The sequence below is a fragment of the Fictibacillus nanhaiensis genome (assembly GCF_019801215.1).
In the GTDB taxonomy this organism is placed as follows: Bacteria; Bacillota; Bacilli; order Bacillales; family Fictibacillaceae; genus Fictibacillus; species Fictibacillus nanhaiensis_C.
Window position 1 is genome coordinate 713,501 of sequence record NZ_JAHVJO010000002.1, and the last position, 18,564, is coordinate 732,064.

Below are 18,564 nucleotides of genomic sequence, written 5' to 3' on the forward strand. Positions count from 1 at the left end.
AAACATTGTGTGTACAATGCTACCTATAGTTTAATGGAAGTGCTTTCTTGTCACAAGTTTTTTGAAAAATGTTCAAAAAAGGTTCATAACTTTGCCATTTTTATTCCACTAATGATTGAATTTCATCACTTGAGCGATTAAACATTCCTTCATCATGCTCTTTTAAAAAGTTACCAAGCACTCGACGAGCGTTTTCGTCCATCTCTGAAACCATTACGCGGCCTTTCATGGATTTATCCATACGGTTCACGTGCTCTGGCAAGCTTTTATACCCTCTGCGGGCATCTTTATCAACCTGCATTTCACAAGCGGTTAACCCGAAGTAATAAGGACCTTGCTGCGAGCGGTTGATCGTTACCCAAACAAGCCAATACAGACGCGGGTTTGGAGTATCTTCCCGGTTTGGCGTGAACTTGATGCGTTTTTCAACTTCACTTCGTGCATGCATCGCACCCATATCGATATACGCGATCGCATCCTCTACATCCACGATTACCGGTGTAACATGATCTAGAGTCAAGCTTCCGACACCATATCCCCCATGACCGTCGGTAGAGTCACCGCTAATGATTGTGAATCCCATTCCTTTTTTCTTTTTGTCGTTATCTTTTCCTTCATTATTGGAATTGAAAAAATCTTTCATGCTTCCAGCTCCTCTAAACATTCATTATTACCACGTATTGTATCACAAATTCGATAAAACGCTTATGCAAGAAACTTATGAAAATAGGTTGAATAAATCCCTAAAAACGAATAATATATATCATGTACTTATAAATTGTTCGTATTTTGGAGGTTTCAACTTATGCTTTCTTCCTTTTTTAAACTAAAAGAACTTGGTACAACAGTAAAAACTGAAATTTTAGCAGGAATTACCACCTTTTTAACGATGGTCTATATCGTCGTAGTGAATCCGATTATTCTTCATTCAGCAGGTGTTCCTTTTGACACAGTCTTTATGGCGACGATTATTGCCACAGTTGTCGGAACTCTTTGGATGGCCCTTTTCGCGAACTACCCGATCGCCATTGCTCCAGGGATGGGGTTAAACGCGTATTTTGCATTCTCAGTCGTAGGTAACAATACTAATATTGATTATCGCATCGCGTTCGGCGCAGTTTTTGTTGCCGGTCTACTTTTTGTAATCTTATCGTTAACACCGTTTCGTGAAAAATTAATTGAGTCGATTCCAGCAAACTTAAAGCACGGAATTACAGCAGGCATCGGACTTTTCATCGCTTTTATCGGAATGCGTTTAACAGGCATTATCGTTGCACACCCTGAAAACTTAGTCAGTCTCGGCAACTTGCATTCGCCAACAGTATTGCTTGCACTTGGCGGACTTGCGATTACACTCGTCCTAATGGCTCTTAACATAAATGGTGCTCTGTTCTTCGGAATGATCATTACAGGTGCTATTGCTTACTTCACTAATCAGTTAAAATTCGATGGCTTTGTTGCAGCGCCTAACTTACCAAAGGAACTATTCATTTTCGGCGACCCAATTACAGCTTTTGGAGACGTGTTCCAATACGGATTATATGCAGTCGTGTTTTCGTTCTTGCTCGTCACGATCTTTGATACAACCGGAACAATGGTCGGTGTTGCTGAACAAGCAGGTCTAATGAAAGGCAACAAAATGCCTCGCGCTCGTCAGGCACTTCTAGCCGATTCTGTTGCCACAACAGTCGGTGCAGCTTTCGGAACGAGTCCAACGAGTGCATATATCGAGTCCTCTTCAGGTGTTGCAGCTGGCGGACGTTCGGGTTTAACATCTGTTGTAGTTGCTGTATTGTTTATCGCTGCTGCATTCTTTGCACCTCTCGTAAGTGCGATTTCAGGTCTCGCAGCAATCACCGCTCCAACATTAATCATTGTTGGCAGCTTAATGCTTGCTTCACTTAGCAAGATCAACTGGAATGAGCTTGACGAAGCGTTTCCGGCTTTCTTAATTATCTTAACGATGCCGTTAACTTCAAGTATCGCTACAGGAATTGCTCTTGGATTCATTTCTTACCCGATTTTGAAGATCGTAAAAGGCAAGTATCGTGAAGTTCCATTCTTAGTCTATTTATTCGCTGTACTGTTCTTTTATCAGCTCGCCTTTTTGCCTCACTAAAAATGAATAGGCATCATACAAAGCTATCCTAGGGGGATCTTTCTCTTTAGGATAGCTTTTTTATGAACAAAATTAGCGAACTGAGTGGTAGAGCACCCGGGGAAGGGAAAAAGTTTTTTTTGCTTTGGTTTCGAATCAGAAGACTTGCATTAAGCCGCTCAAGAATTTCTTGTCTAAACCATAAAGAAAAGACCGGTCAGCCCTTATCAAATTGGGCTGCTTCCGGCCTTTTTTTATTTCTTATCTAAAACAGACGCTACCACATACTTTTTCTCATTTTCAAAAAAGGATTTTGTGACGCGGTATGTTCCAGCGTCTTGATCTTTTAAATCGATCTTTTGCTCATAGTTCTCTCCCGCTTTAACGAGAATCATTTGTTCGGTAAACATTTGATCCGAATTGACTTTTTCCCACTTGCCATCGTTCCATTTTTCCAGTGAATATGCCGTTCCTGTACCAACCTCTTGTTCAGAACCATTCCGCAAAATAAATTGAGCTTCATCACTTGCCTCTTCTAGCTTCACTTCTGCTTTTACTCCGGCTTCCTCGGCTGGTATATCATTCTCTACTTGGGGTGCCCCGTTCTTTATGTCCTCTTCTGGCACGGGTTTGCTGCCACAAGCGGCAAGGAGAACGAGCAGACTTGCCATCACAAACAGCTTCATGTATTTCATCACAATGCCCTCCTTTCTCTATTAGTCGCAGCTCCTAGTAAAAAGTTTCATATAAAGAGTTCGTTTACACTTCTATAGGGGTGGATATGCTGATACAAAGGGGTGCAATCATGAAACTATGGCTACCGCTATTTATTATTTCGTTTCTCTTTTTAGGACTAGGCATCGGGTATTATGCAACTCGTCTCTATGAAAAAAGCATTGCCTTAGGATTTATTACGACATTGCTAGGAATCATTATTCCATTTTTTTTGTTTATAGGATGTATGTATGTGTTTGGTTTGTATAATAACGGAAACCCGCTGCAATTTAAATGGTAAACAAAAACCTGTTCTTAGGCTGATACGCTAGGCCCTTAAACAGGTTTATTTTTATTGGATTGAGTTTTTTAATGCAGAAATATAGGCAAAGGCTTCGGTCATTTCTTCCTCTGTATACTTTTGCTTCGCTTTTACCGTTTGAACCTTTTCTTTAATCTCATCTCTATCCAGCTTTTCAAAATACATAATCGTTGAAACAAGCTCTAAAAAGCGAGACGATTGCTCATTCATAGATTTCACGCATGTTCCTAGCTTCTCGATTTCCGCTCCGTATGTGGAAAGAAGCTTTTGCCCCTCTTCGTTCACAGCGTATCGGTATTGCGAATATCCGCTAACCTTCTCTTTCACCTCATGAATATAGCCCATGTTACAGAGCTCTTCAATCTTAAGCGTCAATTCCTCAGAGTAAGGTCCATAAAAATGGAACTGGTATTTTTCTTGAAATGGAAAGTTCAGCTTCTTCGCAATATATACCATTTTCTGAAGCTTTTTGCGGCCAATCACTTCTCCGGCTGCCTGAATCAGTGTAACAACTTTTAAATGATCCTCAAACACAGTACTTCCCCCTAACATCCTTTTTCTCGCTCTATTTATGTAAAATCTCTTTTATCTGTTTTTTTAACGTTTCATCTTGAATGGCTTCAATTAGATCCAGTGGATAATACAGCTTGTGATCTGTGCGCCGTTTGCCAGAGATGGCTTCCACCACGTCAGATTCTCTTGAAAGCTCCCGTATTTCTCCATTTGGTTTTAAAAGATTGATCGGTAACCGTTCTTCCTTTTCGCCTGGTCTGTAAAAATCATAAGGAAGATCAGACGACGAATCGACAACCAAATAATATTTTGGATGGATGCCGGCTTGAAGGAAATACTCAGATAAGAGGTGGCCTTCTGTAAATGAAACCATCTCCGTATACTTAAAAAGCTTTCTATCAATAAACCGGTGGCATAAATCACTTAAAATAGCGTCTTCCTCATCCAACCACGCCTGAAAATAATAATGGATCACACCTTCATCTAACGAAATATAATCTGCTAGCGATACATTTCCCTCAAAGAGCGTTTTAAAATGCTTCAGCTCTCCTTTAAAGGTATACCCTGTTTCATACAGTTCTTTAGCACGATGCAATATTTTGCTTAAAATGACCTCTGCACTGCGTGTCACCGGATGAAAATACACTTGCCAGTACATTTGATAACGGCTCATAATATAATCTTCCACCGCATGCATACCGCTGGATTTGATGACGACGCCATCCTCAGTTGGCCGCATGACTCGCAAGATCCGCTCAATATCAAAATTCCCGTAACTTACACCGGTAAAATAAGCATCTCTTAAAAGATAATCCATTCTGTCGGCATCGATCTGACTGGATATTAAGCTGACGATTAGTTTATCTCTATGGGTTTTCGCGATCACTTCTGCCACTTGCTTCGGAAAATCGTCTCCCATCTGTAAAAGGATTTTATGAACTTCTGTATCTCCTAAAATAATCTCTCGGCTGAAATCTTCATGATCTACTCCAAACACTTTTTCAAAAGAATGAGAAAACGGTCCATGCCCTACATCATGAAGGAGTGCGGCTGATAGAACGAGAAGGCGTTCTTCCGGGTCCCACGTTTTTTTTTCTTGAAAAATATCAATGATTCGCCTTGTAATCTCGTAAACACCGAGAGAATGGCTAAATCGACTATGTTCTGCTCCATGAAACGTTAAATAAGTGGTACCAAGCTGCCTGATTCTTCGCAGTCTTTGAAACTCGCGTGTGCCGATCAGCCGCCATATGAGTTCATCACGAACGTGAATATAACGATGAACCGGGTCTTTAAACACTTTCTCTTCGTGCAACTTTCCTAATGGTTTAGCCATTGCATTTTTCCCTGCTCTTTCATTCAGCATTTATAGGTAAGAGTTCTCGTAAAAAAGAAAAATCCCTTCCTCATTTCTCATGTTGAAAAAGGTATTTTCTGCTCATTATTTGTTATTCACCCTAAAGAGAGTATACCCATTGTATCTTTTTTTTAACGACCAAAACAACCTCTATTTTTTTCTAGTTTCCTCTTTTTATATCGGACAGAACTGTAAAAAAATCCACATTTTCTTCGCCTCTTCATTTGAGTTATACTAGATGAAGCTTAATCCGGAAATGATAGATTTATATATAGAATATGCAGGAGGAACATGTTGATGGATCAAGAACGAAGAATAAAAAATGGACAGGCGTGGAGCAACAGTTCTTATCAGGCTTGGGTCAACCGTTTTGGCACGCCTGAAAAAGCAGTAGCACGCATTTTAAAAGATCCAAAAAGACGTTTACAGCCGCTCCATACCTATATCGGGGATGTAGCAGGTAAAAAGGTTGTTAATCTGCTAGGATCACACGGAAGTAAAGCCGTCGCACTGTCTCTCCTTGGAGCCGACGCTACCGTTATTGATATTTCAGAATCAAATGCCGCTTACGCTCGGGAACTTGCTCAAGCTGCAGACGTGGATGTTCGCTATGTAGTCGAGGATATATTGAATCTGCCTGAAGCAGAATTGACCGTCGATTATGATATGGCTTTTATGGAAAACGGTATCCTGCACTATTTCTCAGATTTACACCTTTATTTTAAAGTTGTGTCACGTCTTCTAAAAAAAGGCGGCACACTCATCCTGCAAGACTTTCATCCTGTTTCAACGAAGCTTATTGAGTCTCAAGGCAAAAGTCAGGGTACTAGAAAGCATAAAGTGACCGGTGATTATTTTAGCGAAGAACTCGTTACGACAGATGTGGCTTATTCTAAGTTTTTGCCAGAACTGCAATACGCGACGTCAGAAGAACGTGCTCCTTTTCAGGTGCAAATCCGTCAATGGACACTTGGTGAAATCGTTACGGCGATCGGCAGCCAAGGCTTATGGATCAAACAGCTCGTAGAAGAACCGCATCCAGATGAACTGGACCGAGGCATCCCCAAATCCTTTATTATCGTGGCGGAGAAATTATAATGAATGATCATCTTTTAGATCAACCCGTTTGGCGGTTGATCGATCAGTCAACACTTGGCCCTTCTTTTGATGCACGGCAATCCTTCGCAATAGACGATACGCTATGCACGTCTATAGGCAGCGGAAATTCACCTGCGACAGCACGCACGTGGGTTCACCACCAAACGATCGTACTCGGCATTCAAGATACGCGTCTTCCATATTTAAAAGATGGAATCCAATTCCTTGAAGACCAAGGTTACCGCGTCATCGTTCGAAATTCAGGCGGACTTGCCGTCGTGCTGGACGAAGGTGTTCTCAATCTATCACTCATCCTTCTCGAAAAAGAAGGTACGATCGATATCAATCAAGGATATGACACGATGAAGGAACTTGTGGAACACTTGCTAAAGCCTTATGGCGTGTCTTTTGAAGCATATGAGATCATCGGCTCATATTGTCCGGGAAGCTATGATTTAAGCATCGGCGGAAAAAAATTTGCCGGGATCTCCCAGCGTCGCATGCGCGGCGGTGTTGCGGTGCAGATCTATCTGTGTGTTAACGGAAGTGGTTCAGAACGCGCTTCGGTGATTGGAGAATTTTATAAGCGCGGATTGCAGGGTGCAACGACTAAGTTCCAATATCCTGAAATTCAGCCGGAAGTGATGGCAAGCCTCGCGGAGCTGCTCGGTGTTTCCCTTTCGGTTGCTGATATCCACGCAGCACTTTTAAACGCGCTGCACAAAAATAGTGAACTGTTTTACAGCGGTCAGCTTTCTGCTGAAGAAAGTGAGCTGCTCCCAGGAAACATCCAACGAATGTGGGACCGAAATGAAAAGGCACTGTCACTATAGGTGGCTGTGTCTTTTTAGCGGGTGGAAACCAGAAATGGCTTCTGAATCCAAAAGTTTTGGTATTGAATTCAAAAGTTTTACTACTGAATCCAAAAGTTTCACACTCCAATCCAAAAATTTTCAGCATTTATCCACGAGTTGTCAAATATCGACAAATTTCGCATCTTATATATAGAAAAAAGGGCCAACATGTGGCCCTTTTCTTAATCCGGTTTATTTTACAAGGCTTGCATCGCTGTAATAAGAGCTAATTTATACACGTCTTCTGCGTTACAGCCGCGTGACAAGTCATTCACAGGCATGTTCAACCCTTGTAAGATTGGTCCGATCGCTTCAAATCCGCCTAAGCGCTGAACCATCTTGTAACCAATGTTCCCCGTTTCAAGACTCGGGAAAATAAACACATTTGCTTCCCCTTTTAATGGTGAATCAGGCGCTTTTTTCGTTGCTACAGACGGCACGAATGCGGCATCGAACTGAAGTTCTCCATCATACGTAAAATCAGGGTTCATTCCTTTAAGCACTTCCAATGCCTCAACGACTTTCTCTGTTTCGGGCGATACGGCAGATCCTTTTGTTGAGAATGACAGCAGCGCTACTTTTGGATCGATGCCAAAAACGCGTGCTGTTTCCGCACTGACCATTGCAGATTCTGCAAGATCCTGACTTGATGGTGAGATGTTGATCGCACAATCTGCGAACACATACTTCTCATCGCCACGAACCATGATAAACGCACCAGACGTTTTCTTAATGCCTTCTTTTGTTTTGATAATCTGCAGAGCCGGACGAACGGTATCCGCTGTTGAATGTGCAGCACCACTAACAAGCCCGTGTGCTTTACCTGTATAAACAAGCATCGTACCAAAATAATTTTCATCTAGTAATATTTTGCGTGCCTGTTCTTCTGTTGTCTTTCCTTTACGTCGTTCTACCAAAGCTTCAACGAGAGCATCGAACTCACCGTAATCAGAAGGGTTGATAACCTCTACTCCATGGAGGGAAATTCCTGAAGCTTCTGCTTTTCCCGATACTTCCTCTTTGTCTCCAATCAGAACGGGCTTTAATACTTTTTCCGCTGCTAGGCGGCTCGCTGCTTCCAGAATTCTTTCATCTGTACCTTCAGGAAACACGATTACCGGGTTTGCTGCTTGTACTTTATTCTTTAAATCTATAAAAAGATCACTCATTATATAGCCTCCCAAATGTCCGTTTACACGTAGCCAAAATGCATTCCCTACTAGAGTACTCCTTTTCCTATACCTTTTAAACCTATCCATACAGTTGTAAGCGCTTGATAGAAGAAGTTCTTTTATTTTGAATTTTTAAACGAAAATCCTCTCGCTTTGTTTAAAAACAAGTTCTTCGGGAAATCTTTTATTGAAATACATTTTGAGGAGGCGATCATTAAGTATGCATGAAGCGTATCAAGAATGTATTGATGAATGCTTGCGCTGTATGCAGGCGTGCAACCATTGCTATGATGCATGTTTAAAGGAAGAAGACGTCAAAATGATGGCAGGTTGTATCCGTTTGGACCGGGAATGTGCGGATATATGTAGCCTTGCCGCAGAAATGATGGCGAGAAACAGCCCGTTTGTTAACGAAATCTGTGAGCTTTGTGCAAAAGTTTGTGAAGCTTGCGGAAAAGAATGTGAAAAACACGATATGCAGCATTGCCAAGATTGCGCAAAGGCCTGTTACCGGTGTGCTGAAGTCTGCAGAAAGATGGTTTCCTAATGAACAAACCGGCTTTCTTCCAATAAGGAAGAAAGCTTTTTATTTTGCCTAAAATGAATCTTTTTCATTTTTTCATCGTACAAATGAGAGAAAAATTTGGAGGAGGAATTAATTATGTCATTCGTTAATCGTATGTTGGCAAGTGTAGGCATTGGATCTGCAAAAGTAGATACCCTCTTAGATAAAGACACGTATTCTCCGGGCGAGACGATTACAGGGACGATCAAGATTGAAGGCGGAAAAGTGGATCAGAACATCGATCACATCACGCTTTATGTAATGACAGAATTTTACCGTGAAGTAGATGATAAAAAAGTTAGAGACACCGCAGCTATCGAAAAAACGACGGTTGGCACAAATTTAGTAGTGAAAGCAGAGAGCTTAGAAGAGATTCCATTCTCCCTTCAGCTTCCGTACGACACACCTTATACACTTGGCCACACTCCGGTTTGGATCAAAACAGGACTTGATATCCAAATGGCTATCGACCCGACAGACAACGATCAGATCCGTGTGCATCCTGATACAGATGCATCGGCCATTTTTGATGCAATTGAAAAGCTCGGCTTTAGACTCCGTAAAGCATATTGTGGATCTGCTCCGCGTTATATGCGCCGCAGACTTCCGTTTCTTCAAGAATTTGAATATGTACCAGCATCAGGCGCTTATGCCGGAAAACTGGATGAACTTGAGGTGATTCTTGTTCCGCAATCGGACAGCATCGAACTGTTACTGGAGATTGATAAACGTGGTAAAGGATTGTTTGGCATGCTTGAAGAAGCGATGGATCTTGATGAAACGAAAGTGAGACTGACTCTTACACGCGATGAGCTCAAGAATCCTTCTTATGTTCGAAGTAAACTGGAACAAACACTTCATCGTTTTAGCTAGTCTCCTTTTTGGAATCGTCCTCTTGTGTGTTATATTTGTAGGGACGTTTATATATTAGCAAGGAGTGAATGATACGATGAGTGAAGCAGCTATTACATTAGAAGGCTGGTATTGCCTTCATGATTTCCGTACGATGGACTGGGCCGCTTGGAAAACACTTACGAGTGACCAAAGAGAATACGCGATAAATGAGTTTTTAACCTTTCTTGAAAAATGGGAAAATGTAGAAGCGAATCAAACAGGAAGCCACGCTCTTTACAGCATTATGGGGCAAAAAGCTGACTTTATGATGATGCTCTTACGTCCAACTATGGAAGAATTGAACGAAATTGAGAACGCATTTAATAAAACCGCTTTTGCTCAATATACGATAAAAGCTTACTCTTACGTTTCTGTTGTTGAGCTAAGTACGTACAACCCTCAAAACGAAAGCGGCGAGATGGATCCGATGATTAAAGCTCGTTTGTTCCCTGAACTTCCAAAATGGAAGCATGTATGTTTCTATCCTATGGATAAACGCCGTGATGGGGACGATAATTGGTACATGCTGCCGATGGAAGAGCGTAAGAAGATGATGTACTCACACGGTATGATCGGCCGCGGATATGCAGGTAAAGTGAAGCAGATCATCACGGGTTCAGTAGGATTCGACGATTGGGAATGGGGCGTTACCCTTTTCTCAAACGACATGCTGCAGTTTAAAAAACTTGTATACGAAATGCGCTTTGATGAAGTAAGCGCGCGCTACGGGGAATTCGGTTCTTTCTATGTTGGAAACATCCTTAAAAAAGAAGCCGTGCCTGCATTTTTACAAATATAATCGATAGTACAATGACCTTTGCCTATTAATGGGCAGAGGTTTTTTTGTATAGGTTTGGTCTAGTTTCTCTAAAGAGCTCATACACATATATCGAATGTTCTGATTTCCCTGCTTGTACATCAAGACTTACCATATAGAGGGGGAATAATTTTGGCTGTTATTAAAGCAACAAATAAAGATATTGAATTGCTTGCCCGGTTAATGCGAGCGGAAGCGGAAGGTGAAGGCGACCAAGGTATGCTGCTTGTTGGGAATGTTGGCGTAAACCGTATTCGTTCCAATTGCCTTGATTTTAAAAATATCCGGACGATGCAGCAGATGGTGTTCCAAAGACCAGGGGGATTTGAAGCGACCATTAAAGGCTATTTTTATCAAGGTGCCCGCGAGAATGAAAAGCGATTAGCCAAAAAGATCATCAATGGTCAGCGTTTTCATCCGGCTAAGAATTCTCTATGGTTCTTTGACCCAACAGGTGCTTGTCCGCCTACTTGGTACAATCAGCCATCTTCCGGAAGTTACAAAGCACACTGTTTTTATCAGCCGAAACAAAGCGATTGTCCGAATGTGTTTAACACCTATTAGGGAGGTTTGTAGATGAGCTATTATCAACCGAATTATGAGCAATATTATCGTCAGCAAAATGGAATGGGTGGCATGGCCGGAATGGGCGTGCCCCAGGAGATGGCGCAAACCCAGCAAGCACCAGGCGTTGGTGGTGGACCACTTCCAGATATCGGTTTACCTGGTCAGCTTCCGATCGAGCAATCGTACATCGAAAATATCTTACGTTTAAACAAAGGAAAAGTAGCTACTGTGTACATGACGTTTGAAAATAACGAAAAATGGAATGCAAAAGTTTTTAAAGGGATTATTGAAGCTGCAGGCCGTGACCATATCATTTTAAGTGACCCGCAAACAGGAAAACGATATTTGCTATTGATGGTCTACGTAAACTATGTCACGTTTGATGAAGAGATTAACTACACCTATCCATATGGAACTCAGCAATCGGGGCAATACTCTCAATACAGCCCTCGTTGATAGAAACCCATCTTGTCTGGTCAAGACAGTCATAAAAAAAGGCGCCTTTTGTTTAGGCGCCTTCTTATTATGCTTTTACTACAGATATGATGAGTAAGATCCACCCGATGATAAAAGCAAGTCCTCCAAGCGGTGTAATCGGTCCAAAGAACTTCATTCCGGTGTTTGAAAGCGCGTAAAGACTTCCAGAGAACAGGATGATTCCGATAAAAAAAGACCAACCCGCTCCATTTAATAATGCTGATGCCGGCCATTTGCCGAGCAAAATGCCCACAGCAAGTAAAGCTAAAGCATGATACATATGATATTGAACACCTGTTTGAAAGACGTGCAGCATATTTCGTTCGTTTAATTTCGCTTCAAGCGCATGCGCTCCAAATGCTCCCAACACTACGGCAAGCATCGCATTAACGGCTCCTAAGATTAGAAAAAGCTTCATGTTTCCACTCCTGTTTTTCTTTTATCTTACCACTTCCATGCACTGAAACAAAAGATTGCCACACGATTGTAAGGAATTAGGCGGACGACTTGTCCATGATAAAAAAGGCGAACGTTATCTTTTTTTCACTTGGCGTTCGCTGTCCAGAAGCCGGACGTATTGATCGATTTTGCGTTCTAGCTCTTCTTTTTCCACTAACTCTGAATGCAGCTCCCTTATAATGCCTTCAAGGCTTTGGATCCGCTTTTCAAACTGAAATAGCAAATACCCTGCGATGACAATAGGGAATCCAACATTACCGAGGAGATTTACTAAGTTAAGCCAATCGGTCGCCTGATTCATTTTAAGTTTCCCCCTCATTTTTAATCGAACATATGTTCGTAAAATTATTATAAAACGAAAGAGAAAATTTTACCATCATTCCTTTTGCATATTTTTATTTTGAATCCTTCGACCTATACAAAAAATGGGTTTAGAATATTTTATATCGTGGAATAAAGATACTAAGACGGAAACAATCAAAGGAGGAGCATCAAATGGAACTTCTTATTACGATGATGTATACAATACTAGGACTAGCTGCACTTAGTTTAATAGCAACAGCTACAGCAGTTTACTTTTCTAATAAAAAGATTAATGAACAGATTGAAATTGCAAAACGCAAAGATAAGCGAATGGAACACCAAAACCAATACGTTTCGATCTAACAGCTCATACATATGATGCTGTTTTTTTTTTGCATTTTTTTAGGTTAATGCTTTTCTTTTCGGGCTAAAAAAAAGAAAACCCGTTCACTTTGAACAGGTTTTACTATTAAAAATCAAAGATTGAATCATTATTTCCATCACTTTCACTGTCATTGCTATCATCATCTTCATACTCCATATCATAATCCATCATCGATTTACTACTTTTTTGGGCAGAAGGAGAAGTTACCATACTTGCCGGTTTTTGAATGGGGTGTGACGGTACCCACTCTTTAACGACAGGATCATTTCCTGCTTCCATCATGATTTCACAAAGTGCCTGAATAGCAGAAACGTGTTCTCGCAGTTTAGGAGAATTTTCGCTAAGCTGCTTAATTTCTGCTACATGCTGTTCTATTTTTTTTGCAAACTGACTAACAGGTATATTCATTTCTTTCACCACAACAATCTTTTTTTCTTATTTTATCAAACGAGCCCTCAGAAAGAAAATCACGCACAAAAAGACAGCTCTCCGATAGCTGCCTTTCTGTTCCAAACTCCGCCCAATAACTCTCATTAACTAACATATTCACGGTGATCCATGCCGCAAATATACAAGTGAATGCTCATATAAAATATCGTATATAAAAGTCCCCCTTTTTCATAGATTTTTTCATTTCTAAGAGAACAGGTTTGTTTATGACGTATCTACCCAGCTGAACGCCTGATTATTTGTGATTACCGCTCCCACAAATACACGTTCTAACTTATTGATCTCACGCTTTTCTACATTCATAAAGAGTGCCGAAATATTACCTACTGCAGGCATTGCTTGTCCCGATCTAGGCACAGAAGCAAGTAAAATAAAGTTCTTCATGACAGACCCCATTAATAGCACTACCCAAAGCATGTACGTCATAACTTCCATGTTCCCTTCCCCTTTCAGTAATGTAGTTTTATAGGTTACCGATCTATTTAAACCCGTACTGGTAAGCTGTTGTTTTTTTAGTCCTCCTTTCGAACTTACCAATTTATGTGGTGTTATCTGTGATTATACGTACCTTCACACAAAATGTTTGTCACAATGTGCTTTTGTTTAAAAGTTTCTATCAACAAAAATTCGCTTTTCCATACAAAAAAGAGCAGATTGAGCACTGCTTTTTGTATAATGTTTATAATAGGTGTGAATTTGTTAGCGAGTTCACGCTGATTATGATAGAAAAAGACGGAGACATTCCTATTGTTTTCAGTCTGAACGATTTACTGTAGAAAAGAGGAGGAAAATCATGTCTGTACTTAACGAAATTCTAGCGTTTAATCACAAATTTGTTGAAAACAAGGAGTATGAGCCTTTTCAAACTACCAAGTTTCCTGACAAAGGACTGGTTATCGTTTCCTGTATGGATACGCGCTTAACTGAACTTTTACCTCATGCAATGAACATTAAAAACGGTGATGTAAAGGTTGTAAAATCAGCAGGAGCGATAATCTCACATCCTTTCGGTTCCATCATGCGAAGTATTTTAGTAGCCATCTATGAGCTAAAAGCAGAAGAAGTATTGGTGATCGGTCACTATGATTGCGGAATGAGTAATGTAAATCCTGATAAATTTATTACAAGTATGAAGGAACGCGGAGTACAAGATGAGACACTTGATACGCTAAAATATTCTGGCCTAAACCTTAAAGAATGGCTAAAAGGATTTGACAGTGTGGAAGATTCGGTAAGAAACAGTGTGGAATTAGTAAGGAACCATCCCCTCCTTCCTGAGGGAATAAGCGTTCACGGTCTTGTAATCGATCCTTCTACAGGAAAATTGGATGTTGTAGACCGGGAATAGTTGAATAGAAAGAAAAGGCAATGCGACTTGACGTATTGTCTTTTTTTTAAAAAAACGATCTCAATCAGGCCTGAAACTTTTTTAAAATAGTAAAATCCTCCTGCTGTTTATACGTTTAGAATCTTTGCATTCCGTGAATACACATTATAACTTCGTATAAAGGAGAGGATGTAAGAAATGGTAAAACCTATTGTACATGAATTTAACTCTCAACAAGAATTGATTGCAGCTGCAAGCGATTTGAAAGCGAAAGGTATTCATGAAGACAACCTCTATGTCCTATCACACGAAAAAAATGACACCCGAGATCTTGCTGATCATGCCGATATCAATACGATCGGTTTAAAAGAAGAAGGATTAGGCACTGCTTTAAGCAACGTGTTTGAATCACGAGGAGACGAGCTTCGCAAAAAGATGACCGAAATGGGGTTATCTGAAGGAGAAGCAGATCAATATGAAAAAAGACTAGATTTAGGCAAGATCCTCTTAATCGTAAAAGATGAAGGCAAAGTAACCAATTTACCTTAATAAAATGAAAGAGTCGCTGAGTCCTTTTTAAAAAGGGTTTAGCGGCTCTTTTTACTTTTTTATGCAGATTGTTTAACATCGTACTTTGCAGCATTCACTTCTTGCAGCTTAAATATAGCTTTTTTCATTTCTTGTTTTGTTTTCCATTTATAAAAAAGGGTCAGATATCGCTCAATCGGATGCTTTGGAGCAGTGCCTTCACACATCCATGTTAAGTGTGTTGAATCCGGATTATCTGACAAGAAATCCATTCGCCACTTTAAGACCGTTTCACCTCTATTCAATCGAATTTGATAAGAAATGCTTTTAAAAGGCACACAACGATCTATTCGTAGACAAGCCGGCGTTCCGTTTGACTCCCAATATTGAGCAGCACCTTCACCTTTTTCAGGTCCAACATATAAAAAAGCGATTTCATCGTTATCGTCCATTTGCCACTCTGTCCACCTTTTTACATGTAACAGCTCTTCGAATAGTTTCTCAACCGGACATTTTATAAATGCAGATTCTTTCACCCTCCATTTCACTGGAATGATTAAAGAAACCAATAAAAAAACTGAAAAGACTAAACCTATGATGATCCCATACACCATGTGCATCCCTCCTCTCTCAATTCTATTTAAAAAAATTTCCTTTCATGCGGTTTCTATCGTGGATTTCGGGGGAATGAAAAGAGGACGAGGAGGAGTAACGATGAACTTACACAATGGGCAGCTATTTTGGCCTACCACATATAAAAATGAAGAAAATTATCCAGTACTTGAAGAAAATATCACATGTGATGTACTGATTGTTGGTGGCGGAATGTCTGGGGCACTTTGCGCTTATACGTTAAGCAAAGAAACAGATTTAGACGTGGTCGTAATCGACAGACGAAAACCCGGATTTGGAAGCTCTTCAGCTAACACAGGCCTTCTGCAGTTTTCCAGCGACAAGATGCTTCATGAGCTTATTGAACAAAAAGGCGAACAAGATGCCGTATATTTTTATCAGCTCTGTCAACAAGCTGTAGAAAGTCTAACAACGATTGCCCAGGAACTTTCTGAAGATCCTGAGTATCGAAAACAAAAAAGCTTGTACTATGCCAGCACGAGGGAAGACGCGGCCAGACTCGCTCGAGAATACGAAGCGTTACAGAGATATGATTTCCCTGTCGAGTATCTCGAACCTCAGGAGATCGCATCCCGATTTGCTTTTACAAAAGAAGCAGCACTTGTAACGGGTGGAGATGCAGATGTAAACCCTTATAAATTTGTTCAGATTATGTTAAAAGATGCAGCCAAAGCCGGAGTAAGAATTTTTGAAGAAACTCCCCTTATGCGTAAAACGAAAACCGTACACGGATTTACATGTGAATCAGAGAAGGGAACCGTACAAGCGCGACATATCATTTTTGCAACAGGGTATGAGAATGATTTCCTTGCCCAGCAATTAGGAGCAGACATTAATCGATCCTATGCGATAGCAACCGAACCTCTCCCTTCTTTAAAAACGTGGTACAAAGAATGGATGATTTGGGAAACAAAGCGACCGTATTTGTACATGCGAACGACGAAGGACGGAAGAATAATAGCTGGCGGTCTAGACGAAGATAAGCCTGAAGCTCCTCTAAATGACGGGATCATCAGAGAACGCGGAGAGCGCATCGTTGAAAAAATTATCGAACATTTTCCAGACCTTTCGCCGGAAATTTCACATTCTTGGTGTGCCACTTTCGGTGAATCCCATGACGGTCTTCCTTATATCGGTGAACACCCGAACCGTCTAGGTGAATATTATTGCTTAGGCTTCGGCGGCAATGGAACCGTCTATAGCATGCTTGGAGCGGAAATTATTAAAGATTTAATCACAAAAGGCTTCCATCCCGCTTCAAGATTGTTCACCATTGCACGGGCGGTTAGCTTGTAGATCATAGGTTGAAGACACCTCTCTCTTTTTAGTAGAGGGGTGTTTTTTTATGCACACAAAAAATTCCACAATATGGTTAATTATGTGATCAACCGACTTTTTTATTTGATCAAGCGCCATTTTTATGTGATGTTGACTCATTTTTATTTGATGACCCCTTATTATTATGTGATGGCGTAATTTTGATGTTTATCAAACTTCATCAAAAACAAAAAGCCAGCTAAATGTAGCTGGCTTCCACTTAATTATGAAGCAGTCGGTGCTGCTGCAATTTGTTGTTTAATAAAATCAATTGACTTCTTATTAAAAACCTCCGGCTGATCGACATTGCAGACATGTCCACAATCTTTAATCGTCAATAGCTTTGAATGTTTTTTCTTATCAATAAAAGCCTGTATCGGCGGCAAAAACATATAATCTTCTTCACCCATAATATATAGCGTGGGGATAGGAATCTCTTTTTTTGTTAAGTTGTGCAAAAACGGATTTATTCTCAGCGTCAGTTTAAACCACCGCTTAAATTCTTTCTGACAAAGTTTTTTAGCTTCACCAATAAATAACGATCTTGAAGCTTCATGTCTTTTTTTCGGCATAATCACCCAAGCAAAAAGGCTGTACAGCCACATGTAGGGAATGAAAGACTTACAAAGGTTTCCTACTGCGATCAAAAATCGCGAACGGAAATTCATCTTCGTAACCGCTCCACCTAGTGTCATGGAGGCAACGCGTTCTGGCTTTACTTCAGCTAACGTTTGAATAAGTATCGTTCCGAGTGAAATTCCTACAAAATGCGCTTTCTGTATCTTTAGATGATCCATAACCTCAAGAACATCAAGACTTACTTCTTTGAAAGAATATTTTTTTAATAAGAAAGTGTCCGATTGTGATTTGCCATGACCTCTTAGATCGACAAGCAAAATATTAAAGTGTTGTTTAAATTCTCTTAACTGTTTATACCAAATGGATGAACTGCCCCCTGCTCCATGGACAAAAATCACCCATTGATGATTTTTTTCGTGTGTATATGTTTTGTAATGAAGCAAAAAGTACTCCTCCTAGTGGTTAAACGTCTATGAAATTCCAATCTTCATTTTAGCATACAATTAAAAGTTTTGTACCCACCTTAAGGGAAAAGAATGTGTACATACTGGAAACATAATACGTTTGTCTTTATACTATAACTATATAAACGAAAAGAACGGCAGGAGGTTTCAGGAAAATGGCAAAAGAAAGTTCATTTGATATCGTCTCACAAGTCGATCTATCTGAGGTAGACAATGCGATCAACATTGCATCGAAGGAGATTACAACACGCTATGATTTTAAAGGAAGCAAAAGTGAAATTACACTTGATAAGTCAAGCGAAGAGCTCGTTTTAGTATCTGATGATGAATATAAGCTTGAACAGCTTAAGGATGTTCTCATTACGAAGCTTATTAAGCGTGGGGTACCAACAAAAAACCTAGATTACGCTAAGATTGAACAAGCGTCGGGCGGAACCGTTCGTCAACGCGTTAAGCTTGTAACCGGAATCGATAAAGAAAATGCAAAGAAAATTAACACCTTGATCAAAAATTCCGGATTAAAAGTAAAAAGCCAGGTTCAAGACGATCAAGTACGGGTAACAGGAAAGAACAGGGACGATCTGCAGCAGGTCATTGCAGCTGTAAAGGAAGCGAACCTGCCTATTGACGTACAGTTCATTAATTATCGATAACCATAGTGAAAGCCTCTC

At 40.4% G+C, this 18,564-nt stretch carries 25 protein-coding genes; 14 read left to right on the forward strand and 11 right to left on the reverse strand.

The window, feature by feature from the left end; genetic code table 11:
• Nucleotides 1–100: 100 nt before the first annotated feature.
• Complete coding sequence (locus KUV80_RS12120; protein ID WP_222462959.1) at nt 101–643, reverse strand: YwhD family protein; 543 nt, start codon at nt 641–643, stop codon at nt 101–103.
• Nucleotides 644–805: 162 nt separating this feature from the next.
• Between KUV80_RS12120 and KUV80_RS12125 the strand changes: the two genes are divergently transcribed.
• Nucleotides 806–2,119 carry an NCS2 family permease gene (locus KUV80_RS12125; RefSeq protein ID WP_222462960.1) on the forward strand — a complete coding sequence of 438 codons (1,314 nt, stop codon included), beginning with the start codon at nt 806–808 and terminating at the stop codon, nt 2,117–2,119.
• A 233-nt stretch (nt 2,120–2,352) separates the two neighbouring features.
• On the opposite strand, the gene KUV80_RS12130 is transcribed toward KUV80_RS12125, so the two are convergent.
• Nucleotides 2,353–2,793, reverse strand: a complete 441-nt coding sequence (locus tag KUV80_RS12130; protein ID WP_222462961.1) for an immunoglobulin-like domain-containing protein — start codon at nt 2,791–2,793, stop codon at nt 2,353–2,355.
• A gap of 110 nt (nt 2,794–2,903) precedes the next feature.
• Between KUV80_RS12130 and KUV80_RS12135 the strand changes: the two genes are divergently transcribed.
• Nucleotides 2,904–3,113: a hypothetical protein gene (locus KUV80_RS12135; RefSeq protein ID WP_222462962.1), complete on the forward strand. Its 210-nt coding sequence runs from the start codon at nt 2,904–2,906 to the stop codon at nt 3,111–3,113.
• Nucleotides 3,114–3,164: 51 nt separating this feature from the next.
• On the opposite strand, the gene KUV80_RS12140 is transcribed toward KUV80_RS12135, so the two are convergent.
• Together KUV80_RS12140 and KUV80_RS12145 are read right to left on the reverse strand one after the other, a co-directional pair.
• On the reverse strand, nt 3,165–3,668 hold the full coding sequence (locus tag KUV80_RS12140; protein ID WP_222462963.1) for a YwgA family protein: 504 nt from the start codon (nt 3,666–3,668) through the stop codon (nt 3,165–3,167).
• A 31-nt stretch (nt 3,669–3,699) separates the two neighbouring features.
• Nucleotides 3,700–4,983 (reverse strand): HD domain-containing protein, encoded by a 1,284-nt coding sequence (locus KUV80_RS12145; RefSeq protein ID WP_222462964.1) that lies wholly within the window; start codon nt 4,981–4,983, stop codon nt 3,700–3,702.
• A gap of 318 nt (nt 4,984–5,301) precedes the next feature.
• Between KUV80_RS12145 and KUV80_RS12150 the strand changes: the two genes are divergently transcribed.
• Together KUV80_RS12150 and KUV80_RS12155 are read left to right on the forward strand one after the other, a co-directional pair.
• Complete coding sequence (locus tag KUV80_RS12150; RefSeq protein ID WP_222462965.1) at nt 5,302–6,102, forward strand: class I SAM-dependent methyltransferase; 801 nt, start codon at nt 5,302–5,304, stop codon at nt 6,100–6,102.
• Nucleotides 6,102–6,935, forward strand: coding sequence for a lipoate--protein ligase family protein (locus KUV80_RS12155; protein WP_222462966.1), 834 nt, complete (start codon nt 6,102–6,104; stop codon nt 6,933–6,935). The genes KUV80_RS12150 and KUV80_RS12155 overlap by 1 nt, the downstream gene beginning before the upstream one ends.
• Nucleotides 6,936–7,153: 218 nt before the next feature.
• On the opposite strand, the gene pta is transcribed toward KUV80_RS12155, so the two are convergent.
• The gene (pta, locus tag KUV80_RS12160; protein WP_222462967.1) at nt 7,154–8,125 is read right to left on the reverse strand and encodes a phosphate acetyltransferase; all 972 of its coding nucleotides are present in this window, start codon (nt 8,123–8,125) and stop codon (nt 7,154–7,156) included.
• Nucleotides 8,126–8,348: 223 nt separating this feature from the next.
• On the opposite strand from pta, the gene KUV80_RS12165 reads away from it, so the two are divergent.
• From KUV80_RS12165 to gerQ, 5 genes are all read left to right on the forward strand, one after another.
• On the forward strand, nt 8,349–8,675 hold the full coding sequence (locus tag KUV80_RS12165) for a four-helix bundle copper-binding protein (RefSeq protein ID WP_222462968.1): 327 nt from the start codon (nt 8,349–8,351) through the stop codon (nt 8,673–8,675).
• 114 nt (nt 8,676–8,789) lie between these two features.
• Nucleotides 8,790–9,566, forward strand: coding sequence for a sporulation protein (locus KUV80_RS12170; protein ID WP_222462969.1), 777 nt, complete (start codon nt 8,790–8,792; stop codon nt 9,564–9,566).
• 76 nt (nt 9,567–9,642) lie between these two features.
• Nucleotides 9,643–10,386: a hydrogen peroxide-dependent heme synthase gene (hemQ, locus tag KUV80_RS12175; protein WP_222462970.1), complete on the forward strand. Its 744-nt coding sequence runs from the start codon at nt 9,643–9,645 to the stop codon at nt 10,384–10,386.
• Nucleotides 10,387–10,536: 150 nt separating this feature from the next.
• Nucleotides 10,537–10,968: a cell wall hydrolase gene (locus KUV80_RS12180; protein ID WP_222462971.1), complete on the forward strand. Its 432-nt coding sequence runs from the start codon at nt 10,537–10,539 to the stop codon at nt 10,966–10,968.
• A 12-nt stretch (nt 10,969–10,980) separates the two neighbouring features.
• Nucleotides 10,981–11,427 (forward strand): spore coat protein GerQ, encoded by a 447-nt coding sequence (gene gerQ, locus KUV80_RS12185; protein WP_246625171.1) that lies wholly within the window; start codon nt 10,981–10,983, stop codon nt 11,425–11,427.
• 67 nt (nt 11,428–11,494) lie between these two features.
• Here the strand turns inward: gerQ and KUV80_RS12190 are convergent, their stop codons facing one another.
• Together KUV80_RS12190 and KUV80_RS12195 are read right to left on the reverse strand one after the other, a co-directional pair.
• A complete protein-coding gene (locus tag KUV80_RS12190) occupies nt 11,495–11,866 on the reverse strand; it encodes a DUF423 domain-containing protein (RefSeq protein WP_222462972.1) in 372 nt (123 codons plus the stop codon).
• 114 nt (nt 11,867–11,980) lie between these two features.
• Nucleotides 11,981–12,208, reverse strand: a complete 228-nt coding sequence (locus KUV80_RS12195) for a YvrJ family protein (protein ID WP_222462973.1) — start codon at nt 12,206–12,208, stop codon at nt 11,981–11,983.
• 194 nt (nt 12,209–12,402) lie between these two features.
• Between KUV80_RS12195 and KUV80_RS12200 the strand changes: the two genes are divergently transcribed.
• Nucleotides 12,403–12,573, forward strand: coding sequence for a hypothetical protein (locus tag KUV80_RS12200; RefSeq protein WP_222462974.1), 171 nt, complete (start codon nt 12,403–12,405; stop codon nt 12,571–12,573).
• A 106-nt stretch (nt 12,574–12,679) separates the two neighbouring features.
• On the opposite strand, the gene KUV80_RS12205 is transcribed toward KUV80_RS12200, so the two are convergent.
• Nucleotides 12,680–13,003 (reverse strand): DUF5327 family protein, encoded by a 324-nt coding sequence (locus tag KUV80_RS12205; RefSeq protein WP_222462975.1) that lies wholly within the window; start codon nt 13,001–13,003, stop codon nt 12,680–12,682.
• A gap of 246 nt (nt 13,004–13,249) precedes the next feature.
• Nucleotides 13,250–13,480, reverse strand: a complete 231-nt coding sequence (locus tag KUV80_RS12210) for a hypothetical protein (protein ID WP_222462976.1) — start codon at nt 13,478–13,480, stop codon at nt 13,250–13,252.
• A gap of 358 nt (nt 13,481–13,838) precedes the next feature.
• Here KUV80_RS12210 and KUV80_RS12215 point away from each other — a divergent pair, with 358 nt between their 5' ends.
• Together KUV80_RS12215 and KUV80_RS12220 are read left to right on the forward strand one after the other, a co-directional pair.
• Nucleotides 13,839–14,393 carry a beta-class carbonic anhydrase gene (locus KUV80_RS12215; RefSeq protein ID WP_222462977.1) on the forward strand — a complete coding sequence of 185 codons (555 nt, stop codon included), beginning with the start codon at nt 13,839–13,841 and terminating at the stop codon, nt 14,391–14,393.
• A gap of 177 nt (nt 14,394–14,570) precedes the next feature.
• On the forward strand, nt 14,571–14,921 hold the full coding sequence (locus KUV80_RS12220) for a general stress protein (protein ID WP_222462978.1): 351 nt from the start codon (nt 14,571–14,573) through the stop codon (nt 14,919–14,921).
• Nucleotides 14,922–14,980: 59 nt separating this feature from the next.
• Here the strand turns inward: KUV80_RS12220 and KUV80_RS12225 are convergent, their stop codons facing one another.
• The gene (locus KUV80_RS12225; protein WP_222462979.1) at nt 14,981–15,514 is read right to left on the reverse strand and encodes a hypothetical protein; all 534 of its coding nucleotides are present in this window, start codon (nt 15,512–15,514) and stop codon (nt 14,981–14,983) included.
• Nucleotides 15,515–15,614: 100 nt separating this feature from the next.
• Between KUV80_RS12225 and KUV80_RS12230 the strand changes: the two genes are divergently transcribed.
• Nucleotides 15,615–16,829, forward strand: coding sequence for an NAD(P)/FAD-dependent oxidoreductase (locus KUV80_RS12230; protein WP_222462980.1), 1,215 nt, complete (start codon nt 15,615–15,617; stop codon nt 16,827–16,829).
• Nucleotides 16,830–17,074: 245 nt separating this feature from the next.
• Here the strand turns inward: KUV80_RS12230 and KUV80_RS12235 are convergent, their stop codons facing one another.
• Entirely contained in the window at nt 17,075–17,872 is a 798-nt protein-coding gene (locus KUV80_RS12235) for an alpha/beta fold hydrolase (protein WP_222462981.1), read from the reverse strand.
• Nucleotides 17,873–18,048: 176 nt separating this feature from the next.
• On the opposite strand from KUV80_RS12235, the gene KUV80_RS12240 reads away from it, so the two are divergent.
• Nucleotides 18,049–18,546, forward strand: a complete 498-nt coding sequence (locus KUV80_RS12240) for a YajQ family cyclic di-GMP-binding protein (protein ID WP_222462982.1) — start codon at nt 18,049–18,051, stop codon at nt 18,544–18,546.
• The last annotated feature ends 18 nt before the right edge of the window (nt 18,547–18,564 follow it).